Annotated in this window: 15 protein-coding genes; 9 read left to right on the top strand and 6 right to left on the bottom strand. The window is 41.4% G+C overall.

Annotation, left to right across the window (positions count from 1 at the left end; translation table 11 throughout):
• Positions 1–23 precede the first annotated feature (23 nt).
• From glgB to VIK44_RS09885, 3 genes are all read right to left on the bottom strand, one after another.
• The gene (glgB, locus tag VIK44_RS09895) at positions 24–1,934 is read right to left on the bottom strand and encodes a 1,4-alpha-glucan branching protein GlgB (protein ID WP_331553740.1); all 1,911 of its coding nucleotides are present in this window, start codon (positions 1,932–1,934) and stop codon (positions 24–26) included.
• A 174-nt stretch (positions 1,935–2,108) separates the two neighbouring features.
• A complete protein-coding gene (locus VIK44_RS09890; RefSeq protein ID WP_331553739.1) occupies positions 2,109–2,945 on the bottom strand; it encodes a YihY/virulence factor BrkB family protein in 837 nt (278 codons plus the stop codon).
• Positions 2,942–3,787 carry a YihY/virulence factor BrkB family protein gene (locus tag VIK44_RS09885; protein WP_331553738.1) on the bottom strand — a complete coding sequence of 282 codons (846 nt, stop codon included), beginning with the start codon at positions 3,785–3,787 and terminating at the stop codon, positions 2,942–2,944. Before VIK44_RS09885 ends, VIK44_RS09890 begins: the two co-directional genes overlap by 4 nt.
• A gap of 373 nt (positions 3,788–4,160) precedes the next feature.
• Here VIK44_RS09885 and VIK44_RS09880 point away from each other — a divergent pair, with 373 nt between their 5' ends.
• A complete protein-coding gene (locus tag VIK44_RS09880; protein ID WP_331553737.1) occupies positions 4,161–6,083 on the top strand; it encodes an aconitate hydratase in 1,923 nt (640 codons plus the stop codon).
• A 69-nt stretch (positions 6,084–6,152) separates the two neighbouring features.
• Here the strand turns inward: VIK44_RS09880 and VIK44_RS09875 are convergent, their stop codons facing one another.
• Positions 6,153–7,043: a DegV family protein gene (locus tag VIK44_RS09875; RefSeq protein ID WP_331553736.1), complete on the bottom strand. Its 891-nt coding sequence runs from the start codon at positions 7,041–7,043 to the stop codon at positions 6,153–6,155.
• 228 nt (positions 7,044–7,271) lie between these two features.
• Between VIK44_RS09875 and VIK44_RS09870 the strand changes: the two genes are divergently transcribed.
• The 8 genes from VIK44_RS09870 to argS all read left to right on the top strand — a co-directional run bounded on the left by VIK44_RS09870 (position 7,272) and on the right by argS (position 17,093).
• On the top strand, positions 7,272–9,407 hold the full coding sequence (locus VIK44_RS09870) for a Tex family protein (protein WP_331553735.1): 2,136 nt from the start codon (positions 7,272–7,274) through the stop codon (positions 9,405–9,407).
• A gap of 100 nt (positions 9,408–9,507) precedes the next feature.
• Positions 9,508–9,993, top strand: coding sequence for a CarD family transcriptional regulator (locus VIK44_RS09865; RefSeq protein WP_331553734.1), 486 nt, complete (start codon positions 9,508–9,510; stop codon positions 9,991–9,993).
• A gap of 88 nt (positions 9,994–10,081) precedes the next feature.
• Positions 10,082–11,194, top strand: coding sequence for a PIN/TRAM domain-containing protein (locus VIK44_RS09860; RefSeq protein WP_331553733.1), 1,113 nt, complete (start codon positions 10,082–10,084; stop codon positions 11,192–11,194).
• Between the two features lie 128 nt (positions 11,195–11,322).
• On the top strand, positions 11,323–12,723 hold the full coding sequence (locus VIK44_RS09855; RefSeq protein ID WP_331553732.1) for an RsmF rRNA methyltransferase first C-terminal domain-containing protein: 1,401 nt from the start codon (positions 11,323–11,325) through the stop codon (positions 12,721–12,723).
• A 304-nt stretch (positions 12,724–13,027) separates the two neighbouring features.
• Positions 13,028–13,519 (top strand): DUF523 domain-containing protein, encoded by a 492-nt coding sequence (locus tag VIK44_RS09850; RefSeq protein ID WP_331553731.1) that lies wholly within the window; start codon positions 13,028–13,030, stop codon positions 13,517–13,519.
• A gap of 47 nt (positions 13,520–13,566) precedes the next feature.
• The gene (locus VIK44_RS09845) at positions 13,567–14,619 is read left to right on the top strand and encodes a D-alanine--D-alanine ligase family protein (RefSeq protein ID WP_331553730.1); all 1,053 of its coding nucleotides are present in this window, start codon (positions 13,567–13,569) and stop codon (positions 14,617–14,619) included.
• A gap of 89 nt (positions 14,620–14,708) precedes the next feature.
• Positions 14,709–15,140: a DUF1934 domain-containing protein gene (locus VIK44_RS09840; RefSeq protein ID WP_331553729.1), complete on the top strand. Its 432-nt coding sequence runs from the start codon at positions 14,709–14,711 to the stop codon at positions 15,138–15,140.
• Between the two features lie 273 nt (positions 15,141–15,413).
• Entirely contained in the window at positions 15,414–17,093 is a 1,680-nt protein-coding gene (gene argS, locus VIK44_RS09835; protein WP_331553746.1) for an arginine--tRNA ligase, read from the top strand.
• A 168-nt stretch (positions 17,094–17,261) separates the two neighbouring features.
• Here the strand turns inward: argS and VIK44_RS09830 are convergent, their stop codons facing one another.
• Together VIK44_RS09830 and VIK44_RS09825 are read right to left on the bottom strand one after the other, a co-directional pair.
• Complete coding sequence (locus VIK44_RS09830) at positions 17,262–19,160, bottom strand: IS1634 family transposase (RefSeq protein WP_331553728.1); 1,899 nt, start codon at positions 19,158–19,160, stop codon at positions 17,262–17,264.
• A gap of 341 nt (positions 19,161–19,501) precedes the next feature.
• A partial coding sequence (locus VIK44_RS09825) for a hypothetical protein (protein WP_331553727.1) occupies positions 19,502–19,775 on the bottom strand: 274 nt, incomplete at its 5' end.

The raw sequence follows: 19,775 nt of genomic DNA, 5'->3' as shown, positions 1-19,775 counted from the left end.
TTTCAAAGTATGTCATGTTGTGTTTATCTTTTAGTTTTTGATGTCCTGGCAGGAGTTGATTTTACGTCTGATGTTTTTCTTGGAACAATGCATTTTAAGACGAGCAGCGATGATGGCGCAATGTTAATAGAAACTGAATGGTCTTCTCCATGGAGAGGAATGGCATGGCTTTTCAAGGTTTTTTTCATTTTAAAACCACTGCCGCCATAGGGAATCTCATCAGAATTAAAAGCCAGGCGGTAGTTGCCATCACTGGGAACCCCAACCTTATAATCAGTGTAGCTAAGAGGTGTGAAGTTGAGGATAATCACCAGGTCGTCCTTTTCGCTGCTGCCCATCCGCTTAAAAATAAGAATGCTTTGCTCAGCGTTGTCAGCTTCCATCCACTTGAAACCGCTCCAGCTATGGTCTCTTGACCACAGAGCTTTTTCACGGAGATAAAATTTATTTAGAGCTTTGATATAGTGATGAATTTGTGCATGCTTTTCATGCTCGAGCATAAACCATTCCAGAGATTCGTCTACACGCCACTCTACAAACGGGGCAAACTCATTACCCATAAAGCTGAGCTTTTTCCCAGGATGAGCCATCATATAGCCAAAAAGGAGACGAAATTGGTTGAATTTCATATCGTAATCCCCGAACATTTTGTCGAGAATGGTTTTTTTGCAGTGCACGACCTCGTCGTGTGAAAGAGGAAGGATGAAATTTTCGTTAAAGGCATAAGCCATGGAAAAAGTGAGTAAATTGTGGAATCTATTTCTAAAATAGGGATCCGTTTCCATATAATCCAGGGTATCATGCATCCAGCCCATATCCCATTTCAGGTTAAAGCCTAAACCGCCTTTGTCCACAGGCCAGGTAACCATGGGGTAAGCGGTGGAGTCCTCAGCGGACATAATGGCAAAGGGATAATCCCTGAAGATAATGGTATTTAATTCCCTTAGGAAGGCCAGAGCTTCAAGACGATCGGTTCCGCCATGAATATTACGGTGCGGTTCACCTTCCTGTCCATGGTTTAACTCAATCATACTGGCAACACCGTCAATGCGAAGTCCATCACAGTGGTAGAGGTCGAACCAGAAATAAGCATTGGAAACAAGAAAATCCGAAACCTCAGGTTTTCCATAGTCAAATTCCATAGTGCCCCATTGGAGATGTTCGCTGTATTCGTACTGATGTGTACCATCAAACTGAAAAAGGCCGTGGGCATCTTTGCAGAAGTGACCGGGAACCCAATCGAGAATGACACCAATCCCTGCCTTGTGACAGGTATCAATGAAGTGCATTAAACCTTGAGGATCACCATAACGGCTGGTGGCAGCATAGTATCCGGTAAGCTGATAACCCCAGGAACCATCAAAAGGATGTTCCATAATGGGCAGGAGCTCGACATGGGTATAATGCATTTCTACCAGGTAGGGAACCAACTGGTCAGCCAGTTCATGATAGGTGAGGTATTCACCATTTTCATTGCGTTTCCAGCTGCCTAAATGGGCTTCATAAATATTGACAGGCATTTCCAGCCAGTTAACGGCGTTGCGTTTTTTTTGCCAGGCTTCGTCCTGCCATGGATAGCCGGACAGTTCCCAGATAATTGAGGCGGTTTTGGGTTTGACTTCGCAATAAAAACCATAGGGATCGGCTTTATAAGCAAGTTCGCCAGTATATTGCCGAATCGCATATTTGTAAAGCATGCCCTGGGTAAGCCCTGGGATAAAAAGTTCCCATACACCATTTGATCCAGGGATTGAGTTCATGGAATTCTTATCGACTTCCCAATTATTGAAATCGCCTACTACTGAAATCCCTTGGGCGTTAGGGGCCCAAACACGAAAAATAACCCCTTCATGTCCAATATGTGCACCAAAATAATGATAGCTTTGATATTTTCGATTATCAGGGAATCCTGATTCAGTGAATATTTCGTTCATTATGCATCAGTCCTTTCAAGTAGCTTTATATGAAAAGGCATGAAAGCCTTAGCATTTCTTAATTAACATTTTATCATAACCAAAAGATAATGAAAGCTTATCTTTCTTTTCTAAGTAAAATCTTTTTAACAATTGAGGGTAAAGCGTAACATTGGGGCTGCTTTTCAGTAAAGTTTAGTTCCTTTTATAGATGGACCAGTACAGATTGATTTTTCCGCCAAGATTGAGAATCACACAAATAAAGTAAAGTCCAACCAACAAAGCGAAGAGGCCACCGAGATTGCCATAAAGGACGCTGTATTTGTCGGAGTTGTTAATGATCCAGGTGAATATTCTAAGGGCAACATTAAGCCCCAGGGTAGTAAAAATAGCCCCGGGAAGCCCCTCTGAAAATTTCAGAGGCTTTGCCGGTGCCATAATATATACCAGGTTAAAGAATAGGGTGGAAAGAAGCCAGGAAACGGCAAGAGCAAAAAGCTGCCAGGATGGGTAATTATCCGAGGAAATGCCAAAAATTTGAAAAATGAATTTACCTATGTCAAGGCTGAACACGTAAGCAACAGCAATCAGAACAATGGCCAAAGCAAACAGAAGGGTGAATAAAAAAGACAGTATCCAAATTTTAAGATGACTTCTTGTGTCTGTGCTTTCATAAGTTTGGTTCAAACCGGTCATGATTGCTCTTACCGCCAGGGTGGCAAAGAAAAAGCTGATTAGAATTAAAAAATAATTGGAATCTGAAATTTGGCTTGTCAGCGATGCTAAAAGATTGGATACATACGCATAGGAAAGGTCAGGCAAAAAAGCCAATAAAATTTGGTCAAGGTAGGTCGCAAACTCGTTTACAAATTGTCCCACAAAAGAAACGAGAAAGATGAGCAAAGGAAAAAAGGCCATCAGGAGATAAAAAGCCATTTGTGAACAGATCCCCTGGAAATCTGTTTTTTCGAAATCTTCCATTAATAAAAAGCCGAGCTTTGCAATTTTTGTATTAAGCAATCTCTTGATCATTTTTCATTCACCTTTCTTTGTGATGCTTTTTTATCCAGGGCATATAGATTGATGACACCACCCAGGGTCAGAGTAAAGCAAATTGTATAAATAAAAATGCAGAGGAAAAAAGGGCCCTGAATATTATTGAAAAAGGTGGTGAGGTTAAGGAATGGTTTGGCGATGATATTATAAATAAAAAGGAGCGACATCCAACCGATGCTCACAAAGAGTCCTCCAGGGAGTGCTTCAAAAAAACTCAGGTGATTTTTAGGTGCAAACATATAGATAAGGGTGAAAATCAGGGTGGTGATAACACCAACGTATAAAATACCGAAAGCTGTTAGGAATACGGTAAAAATTTGAGAAAGATTCAATAGGTTAAAAATGTGATAAAGAGTATTTTCACCCAAAGCATAGAAAATAATTGTGAAAAGAATCATCACAAGAAACAATAACAAATAAAGGATGGCTTGAACGATGAGCCCAGGTATGCTTCTGGTTTCTGCTTGTCCGAAAATGCGATTTAATGAAGTGATCAGGGAGAACATGGCAGAAATTGACACAAAAAGAATAAAGAAACCAATAAGCAGATTGCTGCCGGTCGAAATTGGTGTATTTATAGTATTTTCAGCGGCAGTGTGAAAATAATCCAGGACTGAAGCCGGCAAGAAATTTGAAAGCGTGGCCATAAATTTTCCGTTCATTTCGGTGGAAATCCAGTTGAGAAAGTTATAAACAAGCATCATAAAAGGGATAAAAGCCAAGAGTGCCTGATAAGACATTTGAGCAGATAAGTTAATGATATGGTTCTTTTTTCCCTGGGTGAAAAGAAAGCGGCTGAAGCGATTAATAAATGTCATGGGCTCCTCCAATTCCAATGATAAGTTATATTGTTTTACAAGGTAACAGTATATCATAATTTGAAAGAAATCTGAAGATGTAAATGGGAAAGCAAAATAATGGAAATATAATAAAAATAATGTTATAATTGTCATGGTATGAGAAAAATCAGACTAAAGGATAAATGTAGATTGTAGACAAAGTAATTAGACAAGCCTCTTTCCGGATTTTTATTGCATCATGTTGTGTGCATCATGGCGAACAGGCGTAGCCTGTACGATCATGCAGCACACAACGATCAATTAAATGTCCGGCAAGAGGTTTGTCAGCACTCTGAAATTATACTAAGGATAATTGATTTATTAAAAAAGGAAAAAAGAAAGAGGAATTTAAATGGGATACACACTAACCGAAAAAATTATTAAAGCACATCTTGTGGTAGGAGAAATGGTGAAAGGCCAGGAAATCGGCATTAAGATTGATCAAACCCTTACCCAGGATTCTACAGGAACCATGGCCTATTTACAATTTGAAGCCATGGGTGTACCAAGGGTGAAAACAAAAAAATCCCTGGCATATATTGATCACAACATGCTGCAGGAAGGTCCTGAAAACATGGATGATCACCTTTATATTCAAAGCGTTGCAAAAAAACACGGCATTTATTATTCAAGACCTGGTAACGGTATTTGTCATCAGGTCCAGATTGAACGTTTTGGGGTTCCGGGAGATACGCTCTTAGGCTCTGATAGCCATACTCCAACAGGCGGCGGTTTAGGAATGCTGGCCATTGGTGCCGGAGGACTTGATGTTGCGGTTGCCATGGCAGGGGATCCTTATTTTATTACCATGCCTCAGGTGGTAAAAGTAGAGTTAACCGGAAAGCTTCGGTCTGGCGTATCGTCTAAGGATGTTATTTTAGAAGTTTTAAGGCAATGCACGGTTAAAGGCGGGGTTAACAAGGTTTTTGAATATACCGGAGAAGGTGTTAAAACCCTGACAGTTCCTGAACGTGCCACCATTACAAATATGGGTGCAGAACTGGGAGCGACAACCTCGGTTTTTCCATCCGATGAAATGACTCGAATCTTTTTAGATGCCCAGGGTCGGGTTGCAGACTATCAACCTCTTTGTGCTGACGAAGATGCAATATTTGATGAAATTGTAAAAGTGGATATGACGGTTTTAGAACCCCTCACAGCTTGCCCCCATAGCCCGGACAAAGTGGTTAAGGTTTCAGAAATTGAAGGCCTGGCACTCAATCAGGTGGCCATTGGAAGCTGTACCAACTCTTCCTGGTTGGATCTCATGAAGGTTGCAGCCATTGTCCGCGGAAAAACAGTTCCTGAAAATGTATCCTTTGTGATTGCACCAGGTTCCAAACAGGTATTAACCATGCTGGCAGAGAATGGAGCATTGGCTGACTTATTAAATGCTGGTGCCCGTGTTTTAGAATGTGGTTGCGGTCCATGTATCGGAATGGGTCAGGCACCCTGCACCGATGCCGTTTCATTAAGAACCTTTAACCGAAACTTTTTCGGACGATCTGGAACACCTTCTGCAGATGTTTACCTGTTAAGCCCCGAAACAGCGGCGATTTCTGCCATTGAAGGCGTATTGACCAACCCATTGGGAAAAGTAAATCTTCCTGAAATTACCATGCCGGAAAAGTTCTTATTAAATGATACCATGGTCGTGGCACCTGCCCCGGAAGGGTCTGAAGTGGTCGTGATCAAAGGACCGAATATTAAGCCTTTTCCGGCAACGAAACCATTAAAGAAAAAGGTCGAAGGAAAGGCTCTCATTGTGGTAGGAGATAATATTACCACGGATCATATTATGCCATCCAATGCAAAGCTGCTACCTTACCGTTCCAACATTCCCTATCTTTCAGAATACTGTCTGGCCCCCTGTGATGCTGATTTTCCACAGCGTGCCCTTGATAATAATGGCGGATTTATTATTGGCGGTTCAAACTACGGCCAGGGCTCCAGCCGTGAGCACGCAGCACTGGCACCGGTTTTTCTGGGAATTAAAGGGGTTGCAGCAAAATCATTTGCCCGAATTCATCAAAATAACCTGATTAATAATGGGATTCTTCCCATGGTGTTTGAAAATGAAGCGGACTATGACACCATTACCCAAAGTGATGAGCTGATCATTGAAAATGCCCAGGAAGCTGTTAAAGCCGGTAAAGTGACCCTTGTTAATAAAACAAAGGGCCTGACCTATAACATGGCCATTGAAATTTCTGAGCGTCAGAAAGAAATGCTTTTAGCCGGCGGACTGATTAACCTCATTAAATCAAAAAAATAATAGATGAAGAAAATAAAAAAAGACTGTTGCAATAAAATGGCAACAGTCTCTTTTATTTATAACCTGTTTCTAAGGGCAAACATTCACATAATTATCGGGTAATTCATCAAAAAACATGATCCCAAGGCAATTGGTGCCAATGTGGACAGTAAGAGCCGCCCCGACGCTCTCGGGAATCATAAAATTAGTAACATTGAATTCTTTTTGCATATAGCGTTTCACTTTTTCCTGAAGTTCAGGTGCGGTGATTTGAATAAATCCGACAATCTGATCCTGGTTTTCTCCCATTTTCTCATTCACTGTGGCAAGGAGCTTTTTCAGGGCTTTTTTCTGTCCCCGAATTTTTTCATAAACCTGGATCTCGCCGTTTTTAATGGTGAGGATCGGAACGATTTTTAACATCTCTCCGATCATGGCGGCGCTGCGGCCGATTCGTCCGCCCTGAGCCAGCCACTTAATATCTCCGACCATAAAAAAGATCTGAACATGATTTGATAAAAAAGTCATGGTTTCAACAATTTCTTCATAAGAACGGCAGAGCTTGCTAAGTTTTAAACCCTGATGTAAAATCAGTGCGGATCCTGTGGTTGCAGACAGAGAATCAATAATGGTAATCCTGCGGTCCGGATATTTTTCCTGTAAGTCTTTTCCCAGAAGCTGTGCGGTTTGGTAGGTACCTGAAAGCTTTGAAGAAAAAGCCAGATAAATAAGATCATCACCATTTTTAAGATGGCTTTCAAAGGTGTTAATAATCATCATCGGTTGTATTTGAGCCGTTTTTGGGAAGGTGCTTTTATGATTAGTGACAAAGTCAATAATCATTTCTGAGGTCACATCAATGCCGTCGTAATAGGTTTTATCATCAAGGGTAACCGGAATGGGCAATATATCAAAATCATAGCGACTCAATATGTCACTGTTTGTTTCGCACATGGAATCCACAATAAATTTTATAGCCATTAGGGGGCTCCTTTTCATTTATTATAAAATATTTTATCATGACTGTTGTTTTTTTACAATCAGGGGGAAAAATGATAATGAAAAAAGATGCGGTTAAGAATGAATTAAGGCTTGTCAGGATAAAAAATTGTTATAATTCGAAAGAAATGTTAAGATAAACTCTGAAATATTTAAAACAGACAGTTGTAAAAGGTAGTAGATTAGCACAAAAAAGAAATGGAGTCATTCGTGGAATACTTAGTAAATCAATTAGCAGAAGAATTTAAAATACGTCCCCAGCAGGTAGAGGATACCATCGCTCTTATTGATGGAGGCAATACTATCCCATTTATCGCCCGTTATCGTAAGGAAGTCACCGGAAATTTAAGTGATGCCATTTTAAGGGATCTGGATGTTCGCCTGACTTATTTAAGAAAGCTGGAAAAGCGCAAAGAAGAAGTGTGCGGTACCATTGAAGAACAGGGGAAGTTAACCCCGGAATTAAAAACCGCGATTTCACAGGGAAAAACCCTTCAGGAAATAGAAGATCTTTACCTGCCCTATAAGCAAAAGAAGAAAACCCGGGCATCTGTTGCAAGACAAAAGGGTTTAGAGCCACTGGCCCTGCTTGTTTTAGAACAAAAAACAACGGAACCTGAATTAATAGAAGCAGCAGAAAGTTATATTAATCCTGAGTTAGAGGTCAATTCAGTAGAAGAAGCCCTTCAATACGCCCAGGACATCATTGCCGAAATCGTTGCGGATAATGGAACGTACCGAAGTGTTATCCGTAAAATGACCTTTGAAAAGGGCCAGATAAAATCCACAGTGGTTAAAGGCATGGAGGAAGAGAATCCAGAGCTGGAAATGTATTTTGACCATACTGAAACCATTAAGGCCATTAAGGATCATCGCATTTTGGCTTTAAACCGGGGCGAAAAAAAGAAGGCGCTGTCAGTCAAAATTCTGGCACCGGTAGAAGAAATTGATGTCTACTTGAAAGAAGAATTGATAAAGGCCCCCTCGGGCACTTTATTAGCCGCCATTGAGGATAGCTACAAACGTCTGATTGCACCAGCCATAGAACGGGAAATTCGGGGAACGCTAAAGGAACGGGCAGAGCTCGGTGCCATTAAGATGTTTGCCCTGAACCTTAAAAAGCTGTTGCTCCAGGCACCATTTAAAGAAAAAACAACCATGGGCTTTGACCCCGCTTTCAGAACAGGATGCAAAATTGCGGTATTAGACCCTAATGGAAAAGTTTTAGATACCACCACCATTTATCCAACCCTGGGTAAAGGTCAGGCAAAGGAAGCTGAAAAAGAACTGCTTGAGCTCATTGAACGTCATCAGGTGGATATCATTGCCATCGGCAATGGCACTGCTTCCCGGGAATCCGAACAATTTATTGCCGAGGCCATTCAAAAAACAACGGTTCCGGTTCAATATGTTGTTGTCAATGAAGCCGGAGCATCGGTTTACTCAGCATCGGAACTAGGCACCGAAGAATATCCGGACCTTAATGTTTCCATTCGTGGGGCCATTTCCATTGGCGGACGACTTCAGGATCCCCTATCTGAACTGGTGAAAATTGATCCCAAGCATATTGGTGTCGGACAGTATCAGCACGATGTCAACCAGAAAGAGCTGGAACGGGTTTTAGAAGCCACGGTAGAGGATGCGGTGAATAATGTTGGGGTTAATGTAAACCGGGCATCGGTATCACTGCTTAAGCATGTGGCCGGCGTCAATAAAACCATTGCTAAAAATATTTTAGACTATCGAACCACCCTTGGTTCCTTTAAAAACCGAAAAGAAATAATGAAGGTTAAAGGGTTAGGGGCCAAGGCCTTTGAACAGTGCGCAGGCTTTCTGCGCATTGACGACGGGGATAATATTTTAGATAATACCGGGGTTCACCCCGAAACCTATAAAAGTGTGGAAAAACTCTTAAAGCTTAAGGGAATTTCAAAAAAAGAATTAGGGAGTCAGGAGCAGGGATTCTTTAATGACATAAATGTGGCAGAAACTGCCAAGCACCTTGAAATTGGGGTCCCGACCCTTTATGATATTCTCAATGAGCTGAAAAAGCCCGGTCGTGATCCCCGGGAAAACGCACCGAAGCCGCATTTGAAATCCGATGTGTTATCCATGGATGATTTAAAAGTGGATATGGAGTTAGTGGGCACCGTTAGAAACGTCATTGACTTTGGTGCCTTTGTGGATATTGGCGTTCATCAGGATGGGCTGGTTCACATTTCAGAGATTACGGATCGTTTTATTCGACATCCTTCCGAAGCACTTTCTCTGGGAGATGTTGTTACCGTTAAGGTTCTTGCCATTGATTTGAAACGAAAGCGGATTGGTTTGACCATGATTATTTAAAAAATCATTGACAAAGGAATAAAATTTTTATAGAATGATAGGCTTATTCCTTTTATTGTGGTATAATAGCTATAGGAAGCGACGATAGGAGTGGTTTATAATGTATAAAATTGGAGATAAAATTGTTTATCCAATGCACGGAGCAGGTGTCATTGAAGCAATTGAAGAGCGAGAAATATTTGAAGAAAGAAAACCTTACTATATAATGCAGATTGTTTCAGAGGGACTGCAGATTTTAATCCCAGTGGATAAGGTTGATGAAATAGGAGTGCGAAACATCGTAAGCCAGGCAGTTATTGACGAGATGATTGAAACATTAAAATTACCCATGGATGTGATGGAAAAAAACTGGAACCGACGGTATCGGGAACACCTTGAAAAATTGAAAACCGGTGATATTTTTGAAGTGGCAAGGGTTGTTAAAAACCTCATCCTTCTGGATCGGTTAAAAGGTCTTTCAACCGGAGAAAAGAAAATGCTGAACAATGCACGAAATTTTATTATCAGTGAGATGGTTTTGATTCAAAAAAGTGATAAAGATGATATTTTAGAATTAATTAATAGTTCAGTAAGCAACGAGGCGTGAATTTCACGTCTTTTGTTTTTTTTGTAGTGCAATTTTAAGAATTTATTGCTATAATGAAAGTTCATTTATAGGAAAGGAGGTGAATTAAATGATACAGAAGATACTTCGGTTTTTCTTTGCTCTCATTGGGATCCTTTTGGGAATTGCATCAGCAAATATGATTATTTCTAATACTTGGATTCAGGAATCCCTTAACATCGTCATAGGCCCTGAAACTCAATTAATCATTTACGCCGTTCTTATAATTCTCTTTGGACTCATATTTTTTATTCTATTTCCACTGATGCTCAGTGGTGTTAAAAAGCTGTCGAAGATCGTTGAAACCAGTATGGAAAATGTGCGCCTCATTGATATCGGGCTGGGAATTGGCGGTTTGGTTATCGGATTGATTATCGCTATGTTAATAAGCTTTGCATTTTACCAAATTCCATTTCCATGGGTTGGTGGTATTCTTACCATGATTATCTATATTGTTCTGGGCTACATCGGATTTACTTTGCCGATTAAAAAACGTGAAGAGATTCTATTGGCTTTCCAAAACAGCAAACGGGAAAAGGAAAGTAGTGTCCTGGGAAGTCAAAAGCGTTCTATCAAAAAGAAGAATGCTGCCATTCCAAAATTATTGGATACCAGTGTCATTATTGACGGACGAATTTTTGATATCTGCAAAACAGGGTTTATTGAAGGTCCTTTGGTGATCCCGGTTTTTGTTCTTAATGAGTTACAGCTTATTTCGGATTCATCAGATGAATTAAAAAGAAACCGTGGACGTCGTGGTTTGGATATTTTGAATAAAATTCAAACGGACTTGGACATCGAGGTTCAAATTACCGAACAGGATTTTGATGATACCCGTGAGGTGGATGCTAAGCTGGTAAAATTAGGTAAGTTGACAAAGGGTAGGATTCTTACAAATGATTATAACCTTAACAAGGTAGCAACCGTTCAGGGAGTGGATGTTCTCAACATTAACGAGCTGGCCAATGCAGTCAAACCGGTTGTACTCCCTGGTGAGGAAATGAGTGTTCTCTTAGTAAAAGGTGGAAAAGAAAGCGGTCAGGCAGTCGCATACCTGGATGATGGTACCATGATTGTCGTTGAAAACGGTAAAAAATACATTGGGACCTCAACACAGGTTTTAGTCACCAGTATTTTACAAACAGCTGCCGGTCGGATGATATTTGCAAAACCAAAAAAATGAACTTATACTAATTAAGACTAATTGCAGATAAAAACACCAGCGCTTTTCGTTGGTGTTTTTATTCATATAAGAATAAGAAATGATAAGAAACGATTTACCACATATAACCCGGAAATGAGGAATAAAAAATGAATTTACCCCAGGACTTTATCGATAAAATGAAAATCCTCATGGGAAAGGGAAGTGACGAACTGTTTAATTCCTATGACCAACCTGAAAGTAAAGGCATAAGAACCAATACACTTAAGCTGGCCCCGGAAAAATTATCGGGAAAGCTCCCCTTTGAAACCCAGAAAGTAAACTGGTGTCATGAAGGCTTTTATATTGACAGTACGATTCGACCAGGGAAAAACCCCTATTATTATTGCGGTCTTTATTATGTTCAGGAACCCACAGCTATGGCCGCAGTGGAAGCCCTTTCCCCGGAGCCAGGGGATTGGGTACTGGATCTTTGTGCCGCCCCAGGTGGAAAATCCACCCAGATTGCAGCAAAGCTTCAGGGTCGGGGCCTTCTGGTTGCCAATGAACTGGTGAACTCAAGAGCCGGGATCCTATCCACAAATATTGAACGGATGGGTATTGCCAATGCGGTGGTCACCAATGAGTTTCCAGAGCGGCTGGCAGATTCGTTTTACCAGCGCTTTGATAAAATTCTGGTGGATGCCCCTTGTTCAGGAGAAGGCATGTTCAGAAAAGATCCCGGAGCACTTTCAGACTGGAGTCTGGAACGGGTAGACCGTTGTGTTGGGAAACAGGAAAAAATATTAGAAACCGCCCACCGTCTATTAAAGCCGGGGGGGGTGTTGGTATATGCAACCTGTACCTTTTCTCCGGAAGAAAATGAACAGATCATTGAGGCTTTTATCAATAAATATTCCTATGAATTAAAAAGCATCGAACTTACCGGCCTGGAGGATCATGGCCGTGTGGAATGGACCAGAAAAAATACAAAGTCCATTGAAAATGCACTTCGTATCATGCCCATGAAGGTCAAAGGCGAAGGCCATTTTATTGCAAAATTGGTAAAAGTCGGTCCTTGTTCAGATGAAAATAATGCAAAACAAGGGTATGCAAAATCACGATTAAAAAAAGCAACCAGAGCAGAGCTCCAGGACTATGAGAGCTTTGCCAGGGACTCTTTAGATAAGGACTTTTACAAAAGTTTTGAACATCGACTCTATTTATCAGGGGAACATCTTTATGCCCTTCCTGAAGGCCTGGCGCTTGAAACCATTTCCAACTTGAAGGTTCTGAGACCGGGCCTCCATTTAGGTGAGTTTAAAAAGAATCGCTTTGAACCAAGTTATGCATTGGCCATGGCACTAAAACTGTCAGAGGCCAAAAATGTGTGTGATCTTAAAGAAGAAGATCAGGCCTACCACTATTTAAAAGGGGAAGCACTTAACCTGGTGGCGGAAAAAGGCTGGGTATTGATTGGATATCAAGGGGATTCTCTGGGTTTTGGAAAAGCAAGCGAAGGAATCATTAAGAACCATTATCCAAAGGGGCTCAGAATACGAAAAAAGTAGCAGAAACCGAAACCGATAACTAATTGCGAAAGTGCCGTGAGCTTTGCTGTCAGTTCACATGAAACAATTTTTCCACTATACGTCGTACAGCTCGTTGAGCTGTTCGCCTATACGTTACAAAATCATTTTCGCGAAGGCAACGAGCCAATCACAAGCTCGCTTGTAGTTGGCGACTGCCCGCGAACCCTAAGAAATTCGCAAAGCGATCTCTTAGGGTTATGAAAACTGACAGCAAAGCAATTTACGGTTGTGTTTATGAATTTTGCAATTAACTAAGGGACATTAAAATAAAAGGAGAATAGAGATGAATTTAAAAGATTTTAACAGTTTAAACGAAGCCATTGATAAAAAGAAGCCGATCCTGGTTTCAGCCTGCCTGGTAGGAATCAAATGTCGCTATGATGAAACGGGATGCCTGGTGGAAGAACTCCGGGATCTTACGCTTCAGGGTCAAGCCATTGTAGTCTGTCCTGAGGTGTTGGCCGGACTGCCAACACCAAGAAATCCATCTGAGATAGTGGTGGTCAATGATGAACGTAAAGTGTATAATGATGACAAAAGTGAGGTTACCGACAGTTTTGCGCTGGGAGCAGAAATTACCCTTGGAGTAGCCCGGAAATCCGGGGCGAAAATTGCAATTCTAAAAAGTAAAAGCCCTTCCTGTGGTTGCGGAAAAGTATATGACGGGAGTTTTACAGGAAAACTTGTGGATGGTGACGGGTTTACCACAGCAATGCTTAAAGAAAATGGGTTAAGAGTTATAACCGAAGAGGATTTTCGAGAGTGTCTGAATTAAAACTCTTTAAAATGAGTTAGAAAAATAGAAAAGTGGGGGATGCACAGATGGAAAATAAGCTCAATATAGGTGTGATTTTTGGTGGACAATCCGGAGAACATGAAGTCTCACGGGTTTCGGCATACAATGTATTAAGAGTCATTAATCAAGAGAAATATAACATTGTAACCATTGGTATTACGAAAAAAGGCAAGTGGTATCTTTATTCAGGAGATCATGAAAAGATCAAGGATGGCTCCTGGGAACAGGATAGTAAAAATCTTATTGGGGATTTTTCGATTTTTGCCCATCCGGAAATCACAAAAATTGATGTGTTTTTTCCAGTTCTCCATGGCCCAATGGGAGAAGATGGCACCATTCAGGGTGTATTTGAAATGCTGAACAAACCCTATATCGGTTGCGGTGTACTGAGTTCGGCGGTGGGTATGGACAAGGTTTTTTCAAAGATCATGTTTGAAAGTGTGGGAATTCCAACCGGAAACTACCGGTATTTCCGTAAAAATGATTGGAAGAAGGACCCTGAAGGAAAACTTGAAGAAATGGAAAAAGCACTGGGGTATCCTATTTTTGTGAAGCCAGCCAATATGGGTTCCAGCGTTGGGATCAGCAAAGCCCATAATCGGGAAGAACTCATTGCTGCCATTGAAGAAGCCTTTATTTATGATGATAAATTGATTATGGAGGCCTTTATTAAAGGCAGAGAAATTGAATGCGGAGTCCTTGATGATGGCGGCATGCTGTGTGCATCGATTCCGGGAGAAGTCATTCCTTCAAAAGAATTCTATGATTATGAAGCCAAATATTCAGATACCCAGGATTCAAAAGTTGTGATTCCGGCAAATATTTCAGATGAAGCCACGGAAATGATTCGAGAATATGCTGTTAAGGCCTTTGAAGCCATTGAAGGCTCAGGACTTTCCCGTGTGGATTTTTTCCTTACCGAGGATGGACAAATCCTTATTAATGAAGTCAATACCCTTCCGGGATTTACCAACATCAGCATGTATCCAAAAATGTGGGAAGCCACTGACATTTGCTATTCAGATCTGGTAGATAAAATTATTGCATCGGCCAACCGAAAACGGGTCACTCTACCCTAATTAAACTTAAGAGAATAATAAATTATCTTGATAAATAAACCAATCAATGGTTTAATAATGTCAGAAATCAACCCTCCAGGAGGAGACCAATGACTGAAGAAAGAAAAAAAGTATGGGTATCCATTTCAGGATCCGTTAAGAACGAAGAAGATAAGGATAACCTTGAGTTTCTCACCGAAGGAGATTTATATAAAGAATCCGATGGGGCATGTGTAACATATGAAGAATCTGAAGTGTCAGGTATGGAAGGCACAGTCACAACCCTTCGCGTTGATAAGCAAAAAGTGTCAGTCATTCGATTGGGAACCACCAATTCCATTATGGAATTCGAAAGCGGAAAGCGGAATCTCACATGGTATTCCACACCCTTTGGGGATGTGACCATGGGAATTCTGACAAAGGATGTATTGGTAAATTATAACGATTTAAAAGAACCGACAAAGGTAATGATTGACTATAATATTGAAATTGAAGGCATTACTAATTCTCAAAATGTTCTGAATATTAAAATCACCCAATAATGCCGGGATAGTGAAATCGTCAGAGGAGAAGCACATTGGTGCTTCTCCTCTGACTTATGTTAATAAGCAATTGCGAAAGTACTGTGAGCTTCACTGTCAGTTTACATGAAACAATTTTTCCACTATACGTCGGACAGTTCATTGAACTGTTCGCCTATACGTTGCAAAATTGTTTATGAAAACTGACATCAAAGCAATTTACGGTTGTGTTTATGAATTTCGCAATTACCTACTTATGTTAATAATTCGAAAAAAGAGGCTCGAAAGGATAAAATAATGTATATTCGTGAAAAGGTAGAAGAACAGATTAAGGAGATCATGGCAAATGCCCTGAATAAATCGGTGGCAACAGGTGCTTTCTCCATAGAAACCATGCCAGACCTTTTTTTGGAAATGCCCCGGGAAAAAGAACATGGGGAATATTCAACTAATATGGCCATGCAATTACCAAAGCAGACAAAAAAGTCACCGCGTTTTATTGCAGAAAAACTGTTGGAGAACATGGAAACAGAAGGATCTTACATTGATACAGTGGAAATAGCCGGTCCGGGTTTTATTAACTTCAAGTTAAAGAAGACCTGGCAGTATTCAGCCCTGGAAGAGATATCAGCCTTAAAGGAAAACTATGGCCACAGTGATAAAAATACTGGAAAAACCTTTAATATGGAATTTATTTCAGCAAACCCCACAGGCCCGATGCACATGGGGAATGCCCGAGGCGGCGCCATTGGTGATATTCTTGCTTCCGTTGCCGCTTGGACAGGTTATGAAGTAACCCGGGAATTTTATATTAACGATGCCGGAAATCAGATTGTAAAATTTGGGGACTCTCTGGATGCCCGTTATCGACAACTGCTGGGAGAAGACATTGCATTTCCAAAGGATGGCTACCAGGGAAATGACATTACCGAGCATATGAAGGATTTTATTGCACTTGAAGGGGATCAGCATTTGTCATTGGAATGTGATGCCCGTAAGAAAATTCTGGTAGACTATGCCCTTGAAAAAAATCTGACCCAAATTAAAAAAGATCTTAAGGCATACGGCATCCATTATGATGTATGGTTTTCTGAGCAAAGTCTGTATAACAGCGGTGCCATTGAATCCACCATCGAACTTTTGAAAAAAGGCGGGTTTGCCTATGAACAGGATGGCGCCCTGTGGTTTAAGTCAACATCCTTTGGATCCGATAAAGATGACGTTCTCATTCGTGCCAATGGGCTACCGACTTATTTTATGGCTGATATTGCCTATCATATGGATAAGTTTATAAATCGAAAATTTGATCGATGCATCAATGTCTGGGGTGCAGACCATCATGGTCATATTGCAAGGCTTGAAGGTGCTCTTACAGCGGTTGGAATTAATGCGGATCAATTTGAAGTAGTCATTATGCAATTGGTGAGACTCTTAAGAGATGGAGAGGTTGCCCGAATGTCCAAGCGTCAGGGAAAAGCCATTGCACTGACTGACTTAATTGATGAAGTTGGCGTGGACGCCACACGGTTCTTCTTTAATCTGAGATCACCGGACACCCATTTTGATTTCGATTTGGATTTGGCCATTGAACAATCCAGTGATAATCCAGTATTTTATGTTCAATATGCCCATGCCCGTATTTGCAGTATCGTGAGGCAAATGGCAGAAGAGGTTGCAGAGGATGTACCCTTGGATCTCACCCGATTAATAGAAAAAGAGGAGTTTCACCTATTAGAAACCCTGTCCCTGTTCCCAAATGAAATTATCATGGCCGAAGAACGCTCGGACCCCAGTCGGATTACACGTTATACCATTGAGCTGGCGTCAGCTTTCCACAGCTTCTATAATGCCTGTCATGTTCGCATTGAAGATGTTACTTTAATGAAAGCCAGAGTAGCGTTAATTCAGTCAACCCAGCAGGTTATCCAAAACTCCCTGGGGATTTTAGGAGTTACGGCTCCTGAAAGAATGTAGGTTAAGTTAACCAAAAAATAAATAAGCTTCATCAACCAATAATCTTAATTTGAATTTAAGATTATTGGTTTGATGAAGTTTTTTAATGTGGCTTTTGTTTTTATGATATAATTTCATGAACCCGGGTTTCGAGTAGAAACGCCTGCAGGCCTTTCTTTTTTTCTGTCACTACCTTCTCTCGTTAACCGTCGTTTTCCTGCGTTTGATTAAATTGACAATTCCGAAGATCTTATAGATCTCATGATGGTTCTTTTCAGGGTTTCCGGTGATACGGATGTTGTAAATGGTGCCATCCTGGCCAGTCATGATAATGGTTGACCGCTGATGGGTTGACAGAATCTCCCGGACAGTCTGCCATTCTCGGGTATCGCCTGCAACTCTTAAGGTTGTTTCAATGGAGACAAGGAGATGATAGGCAAGGACACCGATAAAGAGATGGGCCTCGGTGCGTTCTTTTTTATGGGGAAAGATCGGTCGGAAACCCAGTTCGGATTTTAAATCTCTGAAGGCTGCTTCCACCCGGGTAATGGTCATAAAGTCCTCCCAGATCTGGGTTGCACTTAATCCCTGTCGGTCGGTCTCAATGACATAACAACCGGAAAGGATGGTCTTCTCTGCGGCTGCGCAGAGCTTCGTCCAGGTAAGGCTGCGGGCTGTTTTTTCATCCTCACTGAGGATGACCTGAATGTCGTACAGCTTCCCAAACCCTTTGTATTTCTTTTTGAGACGACCGATGCGCTCCATGACTTTCCCGGCAACTTTAATATGACCGGTTTCAATGGAATGTTTCAGTTTCTCAATGTCGGTTAAAAACCGTTCTTCTCTGGCGCTGACCATGGCATTTTCTTTGTCGGCGCGCTTTGTGCTGAGCACCAGCACCCGGGTGCCGGTTTCGGTGAGGATGGACCGGGCATAAACATCGGCTTCTTTTCGGATGGTTTCCCATCCAGCCGCAGCCAAAGCTGCTGCTGGATCAGACCCGGGGTTCGAATCCTCAAGGAATCCCTTGAGTTCTTCAAAGGCTGAGGCATAAGACTTTTCCAGAGGACTGCGTTCAATGAGGGTGTAGGTATAACCATACGCCCTGATCAATGCCATATTGTCTTTAGTGGCAATGCCCCGGTCTATAATGAAAGTGGGCTTATTGTTCAGCAAAATCGGATCATCCCGCTTTTCAAGTTCATCAAGAACATCTTTCAGGGTTTCCGGTTCCGACTGGTTTCCTTTGAGAATCCGGCTGTAAACAGGGAATCCTTGCCCATCCACCATAAGTGCCAGTGAAATAAGGGGACAGTCCCGGCGTTTTTCTTTGGATACCCCATAACGGGCAAGCTCATTATCCCTGCCGCTTCCCTCAAGATAAGTATTGGTGAGATCAAACAGGAACCACTTTCGATCCAGTGAAAAAAGGCTGGTTTCTTTGCTGTAAAGCGCATGCTCAATGGCCGGGCTGTTTTCAAACAGTCGATCCCTTATAGCATAGAAGCTGTCCGTGCCCAGACCCCGGATATCAGTCTCAAGCATTTCGGAAAGCGCCGACTGCTCATTGAACCACCGATGGGTGGCCAGTTCGCTGGAGGGGTGGATGAGTCGCCCTAGGATGAGAGCCTGTGACACTGCAATCTCCTTAGCTGAAAAACCGCAGTCCGAAAGAATCGGGGTCAGTTCAAGGCGATCCCACATTTCTTTAGCAATCAGTTCTCCTCCGATAGCGCGTGACTGTGCCGTTTGAACCGAATTGATATCCACGGACACGCATTCCTGCTGCTTTGCAGCCAGGGTTTTACTTTCAACCTTCTTCTGAAAGAAGTCAGCGGATGCGTAAAGCTGATCAGCCAGGCGTTCCAGCTCCGGATCAGGGGAAACAAAGGTTTCCTGTCCGGTCATCTTCTGTTCCAGGATGAAGGCAAGCTCCTTCCAGCACGCCTTTGGTAAGTCCTTCAGGTCTCCTAGACTCATGATGATCCGTTGTCTTGGTTTGTTCTCAGCATTACGGTAGGATTCCACCAGTTTGTGGTTATAGTAGGTAATCTCTTTTTTCTTCGTTTTAAATTCTCGTATAAACATAATCCCATTATACAATAGCTTTTAAAAGGAGTCAATATAAAAATATTTTAATTACTATATTCGGTCACTACATTTGCGATTTTCGATTATTTTCACCATTTTATGCGGTTTGTGAGCCCTGAATTAGCTGAACTTGTGAAATTTTTCTGTTTTTGCTCGAAAGACGGGTTAAGTGAAATAAGTCAAGTGGCAGGCTCGGACCCCCTAAAAAGCGCAATCTTTAATTTTTATTAATTTAATTCTAATTCTTCTATACAATTTTTTACCGTATTCGGGCTAAAAAAAAGCAACTCCCTTCAAAATAGAAGAGAATCGCTTTATTGTTTGTTGCAATGTACTACTTAAGTTAATGACATTGCCCCTAAGGGTTCCTGAGATTGGAGACAACGAAGTGAATAAAACTTTTTCGAGTTAATTTTTTTATTTTCAGCCAGGCATTTGTAACCCATATAGCGTTCCAGTGCTTCTTCTTTCGCTCTGGCATAAAGGGTTTCAGAAACTTCCGGAAATGTCAGTTTCAAGGAAGTATAACGAACTTCCGAGTCTAAAAATTGGGAAAATTTATCAATATCCGGTTCATCTGAATCTAAAATGAATGGGTTTTCACCTTCTTCT

It is taken from the genome of Acetobacterium sp. (genome assembly GCF_036508315.1).
In the GTDB taxonomy this organism is placed as follows: Bacteria; Bacillota; Clostridia; order Eubacteriales; family Eubacteriaceae; genus Acetobacterium.
The sequence above is the reverse complement of the archived record's forward strand: the minus strand, read 5'-3'. Positions and strand labels throughout refer to the sequence as shown.